The organism is Streptomyces griseoflavus, from assembly GCF_014649995.1.
GTDB lineage: Bacteria > Actinomycetota > Actinomycetes > Streptomycetales > Streptomycetaceae > Streptomyces > Streptomyces griseoflavus.
This window is the reverse complement of record NZ_BMUC01000021.1, coordinates 106,857-121,269: the sequence shown is the minus strand read 5'-3', so window position 1 is coordinate 121,269 and position 14,413 is coordinate 106,857. Positions and strand designations below refer to the sequence as shown.

The window sequence follows — 14,413 nt, the reverse complement described above, 5'->3', positions numbered from 1 at the left end:
CCTTGCCACGCCCGCGCGGAGTGCGGATCGCGTCGTACACATACGCTTCGGTGCTCACGAGGAGGCCTTTCGCTGAGAGGGTGGGAAGCGCGGGGGACGATCAGCCGAGGACCGAGCGGCCGATGATCTCCTTCATGATCTCCGTGGTGCCGCCGTAGATCGTCTGGATGCGGCCGTCGAGGAAGGCCCGGGCGACCCGGTACTCCGTCATGTAGCCGTACCCGCCGTGCAGTTGCAGGCAGCGGTCGACGACCCGCTTCTGGAGTTCGGTGGCCCACCACTTGGCCATCGAGGCGTGCGCGGCGTCCAGCCGTCCGGCACTGTGCTCGGTGATGCAGCGGTCGACGAAGCTGCGGGTGACGGCGCACTCGGTGGCCATCTCGGCGATCTCGAACCGGATGTGCTGGAGCCGGGCGAGTGGGCGGCCGAAGGCCTCGCGCTCCTTCACGTACGCCACGGTGAGTTCGAGGATGTGCTCGGCGGCCGCGGCGGCGCCCACCGCGATGGCCAGCCGCTCCTGCGCGAGATTGGCCATCAGCGCGGCGAATGCCTGGTTCTCCCCGCCGAGCAGGTTCTCCTTGGGCACCCGCACGTCGTCGAAGAACAACTCGGCGGTGTCCTGCGCCTTCTGGCCGATCTTGTCGAGGTTGCGGCCCCGCTCGAAGCCGTCCATGCCGCGTTCGACGACGAGCAGGCTCTGCCCGGAGCTGCCGCCCTCGGGGGTGGTGCGGGCCACGACGACGACCAGGTCCGCCAGGATGCCGTTGGAGATGAACGTCTTGGCGCCGTTGAGCAGGTAGTGGTCGCCCCGGTCGGTCGCGGTGGTCCGGATGCCCTGGAGGTCGGAGCCGGCCCCGGGTTCGGTCATGGCGATGGCCGTGACGGTCTCCCCGGAGGTGAAGCCGGGCAGCCAGCGCCGCTTCTGCTCGTCCGTGGCCAGCCGGGTCAGGTAGGGGCCGACGATGTCGTTGTGCAGGCTGAGCGCCAGGCCGGACGCGCCGGCCCGGGCGAACTCCTCGATGAGGACGGCGCTGTGACGGAAGTCGTCAGTGCCTCCGCCGCCGTACTCCGGGTCGACCGCGAGCCCCAGCAGGCCCTGCCGGCCGGCCGCGCGCCACACGTCGCGGCTCACCACGCCTTCCCGTTCCCAGCGTTCGTGATGGGGCAGCACCTCCTTGTCCAGGAAGGTGCGCACGGTGTCGCGGAACGCCTCGTGGTCCGCGGTGTAGATGTCTCGCTGCATGTTCGTCTCCGCGTCGGTGGATGTGCTGGGCAACGGGCCGGCGGTCAGAGCCAGTCGCGGACCCGTCCGACGAGCCGGGCCGGGTCCGGGCCGACGGGCGTGACGTTGAGCATGGTCACGCCCGCCTCGCGGAACACCTCGACGCGGTCGCGTACGTAGCCCTCCGGGCCCGCCAGGCAGAGGAGTTCGCAGAGTTCGGCCGGGACGGCGGCCTCGGCCTCCCGTTTGCGGCCGGCCAGGTAGTGCTCCTGGACGGCGGCGGCCTCGGCCCCGTAGCCGTACTGGCAGACCAGGTCGTAATAGAAGTTGCGGCCGGGGGCTCCCATGCCGCCCACGTACAGCGCGACCGTCGGCCGCATCAGGTCGCGGACCGCCTCCGCGCCGTCCCCGATGGCGAGCAGCCCGCCCGCCACGACGGACAGCGGGCCGAGCGACGCGTCGCGGCGGGCGGTGCCCTCGGCGAGCGGGCCGCCCCAGACCTTGGCCGCGTGTTCGGGGGCGTACAGGAACGGCAGCCAGCCATCGGCGAGTTCGGCGGTCATCCGCACGTTCGCCGGGCCGAGGGCCGCGACGTACACGGGGATGGTGTCGCGGACGGGGCGGGTGAGCAGCTTGAGCGGTTTGCTGAGCGTGCCGCCCTTGTCCGCGGGGAGCGGCATGTCGGTGATGCCGTGGTGCTCGACGACCTCGCGGCGCCAGATGCGCCGGGCGATGCCGATGGTCTCGCGGGTGCGGCCGAGGGGTTTGTCGTAGCGGCGGCCGTGCCATCCCTCGACGACCTGCGGGCCGGAGGCGCCGATGCCGAGGAGGGCACGTCCGCCGGTGAGGGCGTCGAGGCCGGCGGCGGTCTGCGCGATCAGGGCCGGCGTGCGGGAGTAGACGTTGAGGATGGCGGAGCCGATGCGCAGCCGTTCGGTGCGGGCCGCGAGATATCCCATGACCGTGGGCGAGTCGAAGCCGTAGGCCTCGGCGACCCAGATCGCGTCGAGTCCCGCGGACTCCAGTGCGGCGGCCTCGTCGGCGGCCCTGCGCGGATCACCCGCGTACTGCAGGGGCGTGGACAGTTCCATCAGTGTCCGTCCTCGGGGTGGTTTCCGGTGGGCTGCCAGCCGTCGGCGACCAGGGTGGGGATCCGCCAGTCCTCGGCCACCTCCCGCTGGTGGGCGCCGGGCCGGGCGGGCGGCAGGCGCAGGGCGCCGGGGGTCTCGGAGAAGCGGGGGGCGACGCCGGGCTGGACGATGCCGTGGTCCTCGGTGAAGGTGCGGCGGTGGCCGAGGTGGGGGTGGCGGGCGGCCTCCCGCAGGGAGAGGACGGGGGCGACACAGGCGTCGGTGCCTTCGAAGACGGCGGTCCAGGCGTCGCGGTCCTCCGATTTGAAGCGCGCGGCGAGCCGGGCGCGCAGCTCCGGCCAGCCGCGCGGGTCGGATCGGTCGGGCAGCTCGTCGGCGTCGAGGCCGAGCAGCTTCACGAACTCGGTGTAGAACTGCGGTTCCAGTGCGCCGACCGCCATCCAGCCGCCGTCCCGTGTCTCGTAGACGGCGTAGTAGGGGCATCCGCCGTCGAGGAGGTTGCGGCCGCGGCCGTCCTGCCAGGCACCGGCGGCGCGCATGCCCTGGATCATCGCGGTGAGGTGGGCCGTGCCGTCGACGATCGCCGCGTCGACCACCTGCCCCCGGCCGGTGGCGCGCGCGGTGAGCAGGGCGGAGAGCACGCCGACGACGAGGTAGAGGGAGCCGCCCGCGTAGTCGCCGAGCAGGTTGGCCGGGATCGCGGGCGGTCCGTCCGGGGCACCGATCATGCCGAGGGCGCCCGCGGTGGCGATGTATCCGATGTCGTGTCCGGCGCGGGGGGCGAGCGGGCCGTCCTGGCCCCAGCCCGTCATCCGCCCGTACACCAGGGCCGGGTTGGCCTCCAGGCACTCCGCGGGGCCGATCCCGAGCCGCTCGGCGACGCCCGGCCGGTAGCCCTCGATGAGGATGTCGGCGCGGGCGGCGAGGTCGCGCACGGCCGCGGGTCCGTCCGCCGACTTGAGGTCGACGAGGACGGACCGCTTGTTGCGGTTGGTGACGTCGCGGGCGGGCTCGATGCCGAGGACCGGCACCCCGGGGCGGTCGACGCGTACGACGTCCGCCCCCAGGTCGCCCAGGAGCATCGCGGCGAAGGGGGCCGGGCCGATGCCGGCGAGCTCCACCACCCGCACCCCGGTCAACGGTCCCGCGCGCCGGGGCGGCGGGGTGGTCCGGTGGCCGGTCGCCGCGTCGTGGTGGCCGGCGGTGTCGCTGGTCGAGCTCATGGGTCCCTCTCTCACGGCAGAGGCGGACAGCCGCTCTCCGAACGGGGCTCTACTTAGCGCTCGCTAAGAAGGTAGAGGGGGGCGGGAGAGCGGTCAATGACCTCGGCGCAACATCTCGCACCGGACGGGGAAAGCGCCTCTGATCACGCCCTTCAGCACCGCATGGCCGTCAGCGCTCGAGGAACGCACCCCACAGCCGCCCGAAACCACTGATCGGTCGCTAAGCAGGATTGCGGGGGATACATCGGCGGTCGGGGGACGTACCATGGCGCTCGCCGCCATCGCATCGGAGGAGCACCGTTGAGCGCGCAGTCACGCCAGGAGACCACGGCCCCGCCCCACTGGAGCACCTACGGCCCGCTCGATCTGCACCCCATCCTCGTGCACGCCATGGAAGCCTTCAACGAGCACGGCTACCACGGCACTTCGGTGCGCGACATCGCCGGCCGGGTGGGCGTCACCGTCCCCGCCCTCTACTACCACTACGAGAACAAGCAGGCCCTGCTCGCCACCCTGCTGGAGACGTCCATGAAGGACGTCCTCGACCGCTGCCGGGCCGCCGCGGCCGAAGCGGGCGACGAACCCCTCCCCCGCTTCTGCGCCATGATCGAGTCCATCGTGCTCTACATGGCCAACCGCAAGGGCCTGGCGTTCCTGGACACCGAGATCCGCAGCCTGGAACCGGACAACCGTGCCCGGTACGTGGCCCTGCGGGACTACCTCGAGCACATGCTGCTCGACACGGTCGAGGCCGGCATCGAACGGGGCGTCTTCACCACTCCCATCCCGGCCGACGCGGTCCGCGGCGTGCTCATCATGTGCCAGGGCGTCGCCAACTGGTACCGGGCCGACGGTCCGCTCGGCGCGGCGGAGATCGCCGAGCGGCACGTGCTGCTCAGCCTTGGCACGGTGGGGCATCCGGGTGCGGTGGACGGCCTCGCGGGGCTCTCCCCGGGCCGGAGGACGCCGGCGCCGCCCAGATCACGGACCGATCCGAAGGGCCGCCGCTGAACAGGGCGGGCGGGGCGGCCCGGCGGAGGACGCAGCGGATCGGACGTGTCCCCCGGTCCGCCCGTGCCCCCGGGCCCCGTGCTCCTTCGCCTCGTGACCTCGTGACCCGAACGGCCCAGCCGACCGGTCTCCCAGGGCGCTGAGCCCCGCGGCAGGCGCAACGATCGGACGAGGGAGACCACCGGGAAAGGACACACCCTCATGCACCGCACACCGCGCCGTCCGCCGAGACTCCCGGTCATCGGGCACCGTCCCCGGCACTGACGTCCCTCCGGGCACCCCTCCCGGGCCGGTGCGCCCGCGAACGCGCCGCGCCCCACCGGAAGGACCCGTGCCCCACCGAGGCAACGCCGGCGGGCCAGCGAGGGGACCCTGTGACGCGTACGAACAACGACCGGACCCCGCAGACACGGGCGGGGAGGCAATCGCTGGCCGCCCAGCTCTCCGACCGGGTGCGCACCTACCTGTCCACGGAAGCGGGCAGCGCGGGACTGCTCCTGGCCGCTGTCGTGGTGGCCCTGGCGTGGGCCAACTCGCCGTGGTCCGCGGGGTACGAGTCGCTCTGGTCGACCGAGGCGTCCCTGTCGCTCGGCACCGCGGAACTCTCCATGGACCTGGGGCACTGGGTCAGCGACGGCCTGATGGCCCTGTTCTTCTTCGTCATCGGCCTGGAGGTCCGCTACGAGATCTCCGTCGGGGCGCTCGCCGGCCGCCGGCGCATCATGATCCCGGCCATCGCGGGGATCGGCGGGATGGTCGTTCCCACGGGGATCTATCTGGCCATGGCTCCCGGCGCCGCGCGAGGCGGCTGGGGGACGGTCATCGGCACCGACACGGCCTTCATGCTGGGGGCGCTCGCCGTGGTGGGACCCCGGTTCGTCACCCAGCTGCGTGTCTTCCTGCTGGCCATCACCGTCATCGACGACATCGTGGCGGTCAGCGTGATCGGCCTGGTCTACTCGGACACCGTCCACCTGCCGCCCCTGCTGGCGGCGTTCGCCCTCGGGGTGGTCCTGACCGCGCTGACCCGGCTGGGCGCCTGGCGGACGGCACCGTACCTGCTGGTCGCCCTCGCGCTGTGGCTCGCCACCCTCGGAGCCGGACTGCACGCCTCCATCGCCGGCATGCTCGGCGGGCTGCTCATTCCCGCCCATCCCCCCGCACCCGAGGCCGTGGACCGCGCGACCCGCCTCGCCCGTGCCTTCCGCCAGTCGCCCCGCGCCGACGTGGGCGCGTCGGCGCGCATGGGGCTGCAACGCGCGGTCTCGGTCAACGAGCGGCTGCAACTGATGCTGCACCCCTGGGCGAGCTACGTGGTCGTCCCGCTGTTCGCCCTGGCCAGTGCCGGTATCGATCTGCGCGGCGGGGTCCTGGAGCGGGCCCTGACCTCACGGCTGACCTGGGCCGTCGTCGTCGGCCTCGTGGTCGGCAAGCTGCTGGGCGTCTGGGGCGGAGCCCTCCTCGGCACCCGGCTCGGCCTCGGACGGCTCCCCCAGGGGGTGGGTCCCGGGCACGTGATGGGCGGGGCCGTACTCTCCGGGATCGGCTTCACCGTCTCCCTGCTGATCATCGGTCTCGCCTTCGAGGACCCGGTCATGCACGCCCAGGCGACCGTCGGTGTCCTGCTGGCGGCCGTGCTGGCGACCGCGCTGGGCTGGCTCGCGTTCCATCTCGCCGCGGTCCTGCGCGGCGAGACGTCGGCCGACCTGCCCCGCCGCCTCGACCGGCCGGTCGACCCGGAGAGGGACCACGTCCTCGGCCCCGCGGACGCGCCCCTGACCCTGGTGGAGTACGGGGACTTCGAATGCCCGTACTGCGCCCGGGCCACCGGCGTCACCGAGGAACTGCGGCAGCGCTTCGGCGACCGGCTGAGGTACGTCTTCCGGCACCTGCCGCTGCCCGACGTCCACCCCCACGCCGTACTCGCCGCCCGCGCGGCCGTCGCCGCCGGGGCCCAGGGCCGCTTCTGGGACATGCACGAGCTGCTCTTCGCCCACCAGGACCGGCTGGAGTTCGAGGACATCGCGGGGTACGCCATCGAGATCGGACTGGACATGGTGCGGTTCCTGGAGGACATCGACGCCGAGGAGACCGCGGAACGGGTACGGGCCGACGCGGCCGGCGCCGAGGCCGGCGGGGCCCGCGGCACACCGACGTTCTTCGTCGGCGACCGACGGCACACCGGACCGTACGATGCCCAGACGCTCGCCGTCGAGCTCGAACGGCTCGCCTCCCCCGGCCCGGCCTGAACCGTCCGTCGCCGCCCCGGCCGGCGCTCGTCCGCCGTGCCCGCTCACGCGCGGGGCGGACGCGCGCCGGGGCTCGGCGGGGTATGCACAGGAGTGTGAGCTCCCAGCCCGCGGCGCTGTTCGCCCTCGATCTGACCGGCACGTTCGCCTTCGGGCTGAACGGTGCGCTGACCGCGGTGCGTGCCGCACGCCTGGACGTGGTGGGGGTGGTCGTCCTCGGCATGATCACCGCGTTGGGGGGCGGTTTCCTCCGTGACGTCCTCATCGGCTCGCTGCCGCCCGCGACGCTCCTCGACTGGCGTTACTACACGCTCGCCGCCGTCGGCGGCCTGATCGCCTTCGCCCTCAGCAGGCACCTGCGCCGGATCGAAACACCGATCGACGTGCTCGACGCGGTCGGGTTGAGCACGTTCGCGGTCATCGGCGCGACCACGGCCCTGGACGCCGGGCTCGACGTCGCGCCCTCGGTCCTGCTGGGCGTGATCACCGCGGTGGGCGGGGGCACGATCCGCGACACGCTCGTCGGCCGGATCCCGTCCGTGCTGAGCACCGGCCTGTACGCCGTCCCCGCCCTGGTGGGCGCGGCGCTGACCGTGGCCACCGTGGAGGCGGGGGTGTACGGCCTGCCGGCCGCGCTCGGAGCGGCGGCGGCCTGCTTCCTGATCCGCGTGCTCGGTCTGCGCTACGGCCTCAACGCACCCGAGCCGCCCGAGACCAGGACCCGCGGCGGCTCACGCGACGCCGGTGCGTAGGCCGCCCCGGCAACGGTGCCGCGACCCGGGGGCCGGCCGGTGCCGGCTCACCCGTCCGGCCGCAGGCCGCGCCCCGGCCTCGTCCCGGCTGCCGTGGCCGCGGGCCGGGGATAGGCTCGATCACGGTCATGGACCCCGCCCGTGGTTCCCCCGTGACGGGCGACGGAAGGCAGCGCCACCCCGCTGAGGAGCCCCGATGACCCACTCCGCCCGGACCGTACTGGCCGGCCTCGCCACCATCCGCCCCGAGGTGGAACACCTGTACCGGGACCTGCACCGGCACCCCGAACTCGGCCTGCGCGAGCACCGTACGGCCAAGAAGGCGGCGGACGCCCTGCGGGACTGCGGCTACGACGTCACGGAAGGCGTCGGCGGCACGGGCGTGATCGGTGTCCTCGGCAACGGGGACGGCCCGGTCGTCATGGCCCGGGCCGACATGGACGCCCTCCCGGTACGTGAGGAGACCGGTCTCCCGTACGCCTCCACCGTGACGGTGAGCGGTGAGGAGGGCGTCGAGCAGCCGGTGATGCACGCCTGCGGTCACGACGTGCACGTGACCAGCCTGATCGGCTGCGCCCGGCTGATGGCCGGGGAGCTGGACGCGTGGCGGGGGACCTTCGTGGCCCTCTTCCAGCCCTCGGAGGAAGGCGGGAACGGCGCCCGGGCCATGATCGACGACGGTCTCACCTCGAAGTCGCCCCGGCCCGACGTCGTGCTCGCCCAGCACGTCCTGCCCTATCCCGCCGGCTATGTCGGCACCCGTACGGGCTCCTTCCTGTCGGCCGCGGACAGTCTGCGCATCACCGTCCACGGTCGCGGAGCACACGGCTCGATGCCCCAGGCCGCGGTTGATCCGGTGGTGGCGGCCGCCATGATCGTCGTACGGCTGCAGACGGTGGTCAGCCGGGAAGTGGCCGCCGCCACTCCCGCCGTCCTCACGGTGGGCAGCATCCACGCCGGCAGCGGCCCCAACGTCATCCCGGACCGGGCCGTCATCGAACTCAACATCCGTACCTACGACGACGCCACGCGCACGCACGTGCTGGAGGCGATCGAGCGGATCGTCAGGGCCGAGTGCGAGGCGTCCCGCTGCCCCAGGCCGCCCGAGATCGAGCGGATCTCCTCCTTCCCGCCCACCGTCAACGACGAGGAGCCCACCCGGCGGGTCGCGGACGCCTTCGGCGCGTACTTCGGCGACGACGCGCACACCGTCGAACGGCAGGCCGCCAGCGAGGACATGAGCGAGATCCCGCGGGCCTTCGGCGCGCCGTTCACCTACTGGGCGATCGGCGGCACCGACCCCCGGCGCTACGCCGAGGCCGCCCGGAACGGCACCGTCTCCCAGGACATCCCGGTCAACCACAGTGCCGCCTTCGCCCCCGTCGTCCAGCCCACCCTGAACACCGGCATCTCCGCCCTCACGGTGGCGGCCCTGGCCTGGCTCGGCCGCTGAAGCACGGCCGCCCGACGACGCGGGGCGGGGATCGGGCCCGCGGGGCTCAGACCGCGGACTCCGCCAGCTTCTGGAACTCGCCCAGGTCGTAGTTGGCGAGCGCGGAGTCCAGGTTCGTCAGCGCGCCCAGGTGCTCCACGAACCCCTTGGGGTCGTACTCGATCTGCAGCGTCACCCGGCTCGACGTGTCGCTGAGGCGGTGGAAAGTGACGACGCCCGCGTGCTGGACCCCCTCCGTCGTCCGCCAGGCGATCCGGTTCTCGGGCACCACCTCGGTCAGTTCGGCGACGAAGTTCTTGTCCGCGCCCGGCAGCGACAGCTGCCAGGCGAAGCGGCGTTCGTCGAGCGGCTCCACGATGCGTACGTGACTGAGGAAGGACGGCCACTTGGTGACGTCACTCCACAGCGCCCACGTCACGGACACGGGGGCCTCGATGTCCACGGTTTCGACCAGGGAGGCTGACACGCCGTACCTCTTTCGCTCGGGTCGGTTGGGTCTGCGGCCACCCGCGGCCCGCCTGGGCGTACGGGTGGGGGGCGGCGCGTCCGCGCCGCGGGGCGCGCCGCCGTCGGCTCACGCGGCCAGGGTCTCGTCCTCCACGGAGACGGCGGAGCGTCCGGCGTACCGGTCGAGCAGGGCGTCCGCCGTGCGCAGCGCCTGCTCGGCGGTGCGGGCCCCGGTCATCACGCACAGCGTGTACGTAGTGTCCTCGAGGAGCCTGCTCGTGTAGCCGGTGGGACGCACGTCGTGGTCCAGGCGCGCCTGGGCGAACCGGGCCAGCACCGCGCGCAGTTCCTTCTCCGCCGGAAGGATCATCGAACTTCCCTCTCCCCTCACGAGCCCTCCCCCGCCGGCGCGCCTGATCGCTCCGCGAGGACGTGGCTGTCTCCCTGACGCCTGACGACCACGGCCCGCGGGCGGGCCGCGTCAGGCAGAACACCGTGTGCCCCGCATCCGCGCCTCCACGCCACCCACCTCACGGGCACCGTCCGCTCCACGGAGCCGACGGGCCCTTGCAAGGCGTTGCAGCAAGCTTCCCGACGCGTGACACTCCCGCGGCCGCCGCAGCCCCGCCCGACCGCGGTCCACCACGAACCGACCCGTCCGTCACCTGACCGACGGCCCGTCAGCCCGACCTGGCGCGGAGACACGTACGCCCCTCAATCGGCGAGAAGTTGAAGCGAGACCCCTTTACGGCACGGTCACACGCGGGTAACTTCCGGCTGCCGTAAGAGTTTTCTGCAAGTTTCCGTTCGGACTTTCACCATCCGGTCCCGGCACCCCCGGCGCCCTGCCCGGCCCTGCCCCCTGCCCGCCCGCCTCGCCTGGAGACACGCATGAGACGCAGCCGCACGCGACCGCCCGGACGGCCGTTGGCCGCCGCCGTGGCCGTCAGTGCCGTTCTGGGGCTGGTAGCCGCCCCCTCGGCCACCCCCTCCCCCGCCATCGAGCCCGTCGCCGCCACCGCCGAGAACACGGCGACCGTCTTCTACTACACGAAGACGAAGAACTGGGACCGCTACCACCTGCACTACGCACCCGACGGCGGCTCCTGGAGCACGGTCCCCGGCGTGGCGATGGAGAGCGCCTGCACCGACTGGGTGAAGAAGACCGTCGCCCTGGGGACCGCCGACGGCCTGCTGGCCACCTTCAACAACGGCTCGGGCACCTGGGACAACAACTCCGGCAAGAACTACGCCCTCGGCACGGGTGCCCTCACGGTCAAGGACGGCGTGGTCGCCCACTCCGACCCCTGCGCCGGCGCCGAGGACCCGGACCCGGTGCCGGGCGACGGCAACCGGGCCACCGTCTACTACTCCACCCGGACCCTCGGCTGGTCCACGGCCAACCTCCACTACCAGCCCGCGGGCGGCTCCTGGACCACCGTGCCGGGCGTCGGTATGCGGGCCGCCTGCGCGGGCTGGTGGAAGAAGGACGTCGACCTCGGCACGTCCACCTCGATGAGGGCCGCGTTCAACAACGGCAACGGCGTGTGGGACAACAACGGCGGCGCCGACTACACCCTGCCCGCCGGCGTCACCACGGTCACCGACCGCACGGTCACCGAGGACGCCGACGACCCCTGCGCGGACGAGGTGCCCGACACGCAGGCACCGACCGTTCCCACCCGGGTGACCGCACAGGCCGACGGGGTGTCCGTCGTCCTCACCTGGGAGCCGTCCACCGACGACACGGGCGTCACCAGGTACCAGGTCACCCGCACCGGCGGCACCAGGGGCGAGGCCGTGACCGACGTCGGCTCCACCGTCCTCTCCGACGCGAACCTCGAGGAGCGGACCGCCTACACCTACACCGTCCGGGCCGTGGACGCGGCCGGCAACATCTCCCCCGCCTCGGCCGCCGCCCGGGCGACCACCGGCACCAGGCCGCCGACTCCCGCCGCCGGCACACCCCTTGGCACCGACCCCCGCAAGGACCCGATCTACTTCGTCCTCACCGCCCGCTTCAACGACGGAGACAGCTCCAACAACCGCGGCGGCAGCCAGCACGAGAAGTCCGGCAACGCGGCCCACGACGACCCCATGTTCCGCGGTGACTTCAAGGGACTGGTCGACAAGCTCGACTACATCAAGGGCCTCGGCTTCTCCGCCGTCTGGATCACCCCGGTGGTCCTCAACCGCTCGGACTACGACCATCACGGCTACCACGGTTGGGACTTCTACCAGGTCGACCCGCGCCTGGAGTCCGCCGGCGCCTCCTACCAGGACCTCATCAACGCGGCCCACGCCAAGGGCATGAAGATCTACCAGGACGTCGTCTACAACCACTCCTCCCGCTGGGGCGCCAAGGGCCTCTTCACGCCGACCGTCTACGGCGTGCGGGACGCGCAGTGGAGCTGGTACTACGACGAGAAGCAGCCGGGTTTTGCATACGACGGCCTGACCGTCGACCCGAAGAGCGGCAAGTCCTATTACAACGGTGACCTCTGGTCCACCGCCGAACCCACCGGCAACACCTGCGTCAACTGGGGCAGGCCGACCGGCGGCAGGAGCCCCGAGGGCTACACCCTCTACAACTGCCAGTGGCCCAGCCCCACGTCCGGCATGTTCCCCAAGGCGCTCTACCACGACTGCTGGATCGGCAACTGGGAGGGCGAGGACTCCCGTTCCTGCTGGCTGCACGAGGACCTCGCCGACTTCGACACCGAGAACGCCCAGGTGCAGAACTACCTGATCGGCGCCTACAACAAGTACATCGACATGGGCGTCGACGGTTTCCGCGTCGACACGGCCGTCCACATCCCCCGGACCACCTGGAACCGCCGCTTCCTCCCCGCCATCCAGGAGCGCGTCGCCCAGCAGCACGGCGCGGAGGCGGCGAGGAACTTCTTCGTCTTCGGCGAGGTCGCCGCCTTCGTCAATGACAAGTGGAACCGCGGCTCGGTCAACCACTCCGCCCAGTTCTACACCTGGAAGGAACGCAAGGAGTACAGCGCCGACGACGAGAAGGCGGCCCTGGAGATGTACGACTACGAGCAGCGGCAGGGGACGGGGAACCAGCCGACCTCCGCCAACGCCTTCCTCGACGGCAACACGTACCGCGCCCCGGACCACAGCCGCTTCTCCGGCATGAACGTCATCGACATGCGCATGCACATGAACTTCGGTGACGCGAGCAACGCCTTCCACAACGGCAAGGACTCCGACGACAGTTACAACGACGCCACCTACAACGTCGTCTACGTCGACAGCCACGACTACGGCCCCAACAAGAGCAGCGAACGCTACACGGGCGGCACCGACGCCTGGGCCGAGAACATGTCGCTGATGTGGACGTTCCGCGGCATCCCCACCCTCTACTACGGCTCGGAGATCGAGTTCCAGAAGGGCAAGAAGATCGACTGCGGCCCGAGTTGCCCCCTGGCCACGACCGGCAGGGCCTACTACGGCGACCATGTCGCCGGCACGGTGACGACGTCCGACTTCTCCCGGGTCGACTCCGCCACCGGCGCCGTGGCCACCACGCTGCAACAGCCCCTGGTCAAGCACGTACAGCGCCTGAACCAGATCCGCCGGGCCGTCCCGGCCCTCCAGATGGGCCAGTACTCCACCAGCGGCATCTCCGGCGACATGGCTTTCAAGCGCCGCTACACCGCGGGCGGCACCGACAGCTTCGCCCTCGTCACCGTCTCCGGCGGCGCCACCTTCACCGGCGTCCCCAACGGCACCTACCGGGACGCCGTCACCGGCGACGTCCGCACGGTGTCCAACGGCACCCTCACCGTCGCGGCACCGGGCAAGGGCAACCTGAGAGTGTACGTCCTCAACGGCACCGGGAAGATCGGAACGGACGGCCCCTACCTGAAGTGAGGCACCTCGTCCGCCGCGGCCACCGGTGGCCCGGCCGACACCGCGGTCCCGGGCGGCCACCCCGCCCGGGACCGCCGCATCACCCGCGGACCCGCCCGGCGCCGGGGAGCGCGGTCCGGGCCGTACCGGTGGTGGCGAAGCGCTGGCGGTAGGCGGTGGGGATGATGCCGAGGTGGCGGACGAAGACACGGCGCAGGGTCTCGTCGCTGCCGAAGCCGCTGTGCCGGGCCGCCGAGGTGACGCCGTGCCCGTCCAGGAGGAGTTGCTGAGCGCGGTCGAGACGGACCCGCTCGACCCAGCGGGCGGGGGTGGTGCCCAGTTCGGTGTGGAACAGCCGGGTCAGGTGCCGGGGGCTGACGGCCGCGGCGCGGGCCATGGCGGGCAGACCGTGATCGGCGGCCGGGTCGGCCAGCACGGAATCGATCAGAGCACGCAGGGGGTCGTGGCGCGCCGGCGGGGTGACGGCCGTGGTGAATTGTGACTGTCCGCCCGGACGCCGCAGGAAGACGACCAGTTCGCGTGCGATGCGGCGGGCCGCGTCGGCTCCGTGGTCGTCCTCGACGAGGGCCAGTGTCAGGTCGATGCCCGCGCTGATGCCCGCGGAGGTGATGAACCGCCCGTCCCGGACATGGATCGCGTCCGGCTCGACGCGGACCCGGGGGTGACGGCGGGCGAGTGTGCCGGCGTGCCGCCAGTGCGTGGTCGCCCGGCGCCCGTCGAGCAGGCCCAGTTCGGCCAGGACGAAGGCGCCCGTGCACACCGAGGCGACCCGCGTCGCCCGCGCGGCCACGGTGCGGGCCGTCGCCAGCAGCTCCGTGTCCACCGGCTGCTCGGCCAGGAGGTCACCCCCGGCCACGAGCGCCGTGTCGACCCGGCCGGCCTCCGCCGCCGTCACGGTGCCGCTCAGCGGCATCCCGGTCGAGGTCCTGACCTGTCCACCGCGCGCGGAGACCAGGACCAGGTCGTAGGGCCGGCCGAGCCGGCCCGCCTGGTGCAGGACCTCCGCGGGGCCGCTGACGTCCAGCATGGTCACACCGTCGAACACCACGAAGCCCACGCGATGCGTCATGTCCGGATCTG

The 14,413-nt window shown here is 72.3% G+C and carries 11 protein-coding genes; 5 read left to right on the top strand and 6 right to left on the bottom strand.

Features of this window, described 5'->3' with window-relative positions; genetic code table 11:
- Window positions 1-100: 100 nt before the first annotated feature.
- The 3 genes from IE172_RS31470 to IE172_RS31460 are packed head-to-tail and all read right to left on the bottom strand — an operon-like array spanning window position 101 to window position 3,536.
- The gene (locus IE172_RS31470) at window positions 101-1,243 is read right to left on the bottom strand and encodes an acyl-CoA dehydrogenase family protein (RefSeq protein ID WP_190100742.1); all 1,143 of its coding nucleotides are present in this window, start codon (window positions 1,241-1,243) and stop codon (window positions 101-103) included.
- Window positions 1,244-1,287: 44 nt separating this feature from the next.
- On the bottom strand, window positions 1,288-2,313 hold the full coding sequence (locus tag IE172_RS31465) for an LLM class F420-dependent oxidoreductase (RefSeq protein WP_190100741.1): 1,026 nt from the start codon (window positions 2,311-2,313) through the stop codon (window positions 1,288-1,290).
- A complete protein-coding gene (locus IE172_RS31460) occupies window positions 2,313-3,536 on the bottom strand; it encodes a CaiB/BaiF CoA transferase family protein (RefSeq protein WP_190100740.1) in 1,224 nt (407 codons plus the stop codon). The genes IE172_RS31465 and IE172_RS31460 overlap by 1 nt, the downstream gene beginning before the upstream one ends.
- Window positions 3,537-3,836: 300 nt before the next feature.
- Between IE172_RS31460 and IE172_RS31455 the strand changes: the two genes are divergently transcribed.
- From IE172_RS31455 to IE172_RS31440, 4 genes are all read left to right on the top strand, one after another.
- Window positions 3,837-4,547, top strand: coding sequence for a TetR/AcrR family transcriptional regulator (locus IE172_RS31455; protein ID WP_229886650.1), 711 nt, complete (start codon window positions 3,837-3,839; stop codon window positions 4,545-4,547).
- A 374-nt stretch (window positions 4,548-4,921) separates the two neighbouring features.
- Window positions 4,922-6,796: a Na+/H+ antiporter NhaA gene (gene nhaA, locus IE172_RS31450; protein ID WP_229886648.1), complete on the top strand. Its 1,875-nt coding sequence runs from the start codon at window positions 4,922-4,924 to the stop codon at window positions 6,794-6,796.
- A gap of 95 nt (window positions 6,797-6,891) precedes the next feature.
- The gene (locus IE172_RS31445) at window positions 6,892-7,548 is read left to right on the top strand and encodes a trimeric intracellular cation channel family protein (protein ID WP_190100739.1); all 657 of its coding nucleotides are present in this window, start codon (window positions 6,892-6,894) and stop codon (window positions 7,546-7,548) included.
- Between the two features lie 196 nt (window positions 7,549-7,744).
- Window positions 7,745-9,001 carry an amidohydrolase gene (locus IE172_RS31440; RefSeq protein WP_190100738.1) on the top strand — a complete coding sequence of 419 codons (1,257 nt, stop codon included), beginning with the start codon at window positions 7,745-7,747 and terminating at the stop codon, window positions 8,999-9,001.
- A gap of 46 nt (window positions 9,002-9,047) precedes the next feature.
- Here the strand turns inward: IE172_RS31440 and IE172_RS31435 are convergent, their stop codons facing one another.
- Window positions 9,048-9,467 (bottom strand): SRPBCC family protein, encoded by a 420-nt coding sequence (locus IE172_RS31435; RefSeq protein WP_190100737.1) that lies wholly within the window; start codon window positions 9,465-9,467, stop codon window positions 9,048-9,050.
- Window positions 9,468-9,575: 108 nt separating this feature from the next.
- Window positions 9,576-9,818, bottom strand: a complete 243-nt coding sequence (locus tag IE172_RS31430) for a DUF5133 domain-containing protein (RefSeq protein ID WP_190100736.1) — start codon at window positions 9,816-9,818, stop codon at window positions 9,576-9,578.
- A 521-nt stretch (window positions 9,819-10,339) separates the two neighbouring features.
- Here IE172_RS31430 and IE172_RS31425 point away from each other — a divergent pair.
- Window positions 10,340-13,333 carry a carbohydrate binding domain-containing protein gene (locus tag IE172_RS31425; protein WP_190100735.1) on the top strand — a complete coding sequence of 998 codons (2,994 nt, stop codon included), beginning with the start codon at window positions 10,340-10,342 and terminating at the stop codon, window positions 13,331-13,333.
- Between the two features lie 79 nt (window positions 13,334-13,412).
- On the opposite strand, the gene IE172_RS31420 is transcribed toward IE172_RS31425, so the two are convergent.
- Entirely contained in the window at window positions 13,413-14,402 is a 990-nt protein-coding gene (locus tag IE172_RS31420; RefSeq protein WP_190100734.1) for a GlxA family transcriptional regulator, read from the bottom strand.
- Window positions 14,403-14,413: the final 11 nt, after the last annotated feature.

What these genes read in the sequence shown, in the direction of transcription:
- IE172_RS31470 (WP_190100742.1), bottom strand. Translation starts at nt 1,243, where the DNA reads ATGCAGCGAGACATCTACACCGCGGACCACGAGGCGTTCCGCGACACC.
- IE172_RS31465 (WP_190100741.1), bottom strand. Translation starts at nt 2,313, where the DNA reads ATGGAACTGTCCACGCCCCTGCAGTACGCGGGTGATCCGCGCAGGGCC.
- IE172_RS31460 (WP_190100740.1), bottom strand. Translation starts at nt 3,536, where the DNA reads ATGAGCTCGACCAGCGACACCGCCGGCCACCACGACGCGGCGACCGGC.
- IE172_RS31440 (WP_190100738.1), top strand. Translation starts at nt 7,745, where the DNA reads ATGACCCACTCCGCCCGGACCGTACTGGCCGGCCTCGCCACCATCCGC.
- IE172_RS31430 (WP_190100736.1), bottom strand. Translation starts at nt 9,818, where the DNA reads ATGATCCTTCCGGCGGAGAAGGAACTGCGCGCGGTGCTGGCCCGGTTC.
- IE172_RS31425 (WP_190100735.1), top strand. Translation starts at nt 10,340, where the DNA reads ATGAGACGCAGCCGCACGCGACCGCCCGGACGGCCGTTGGCCGCCGCC.
- IE172_RS31420 (WP_190100734.1), bottom strand. Translation starts at nt 14,402, where the DNA reads ATGACGCATCGCGTGGGCTTCGTGGTGTTCGACGGTGTGACCATGCTG.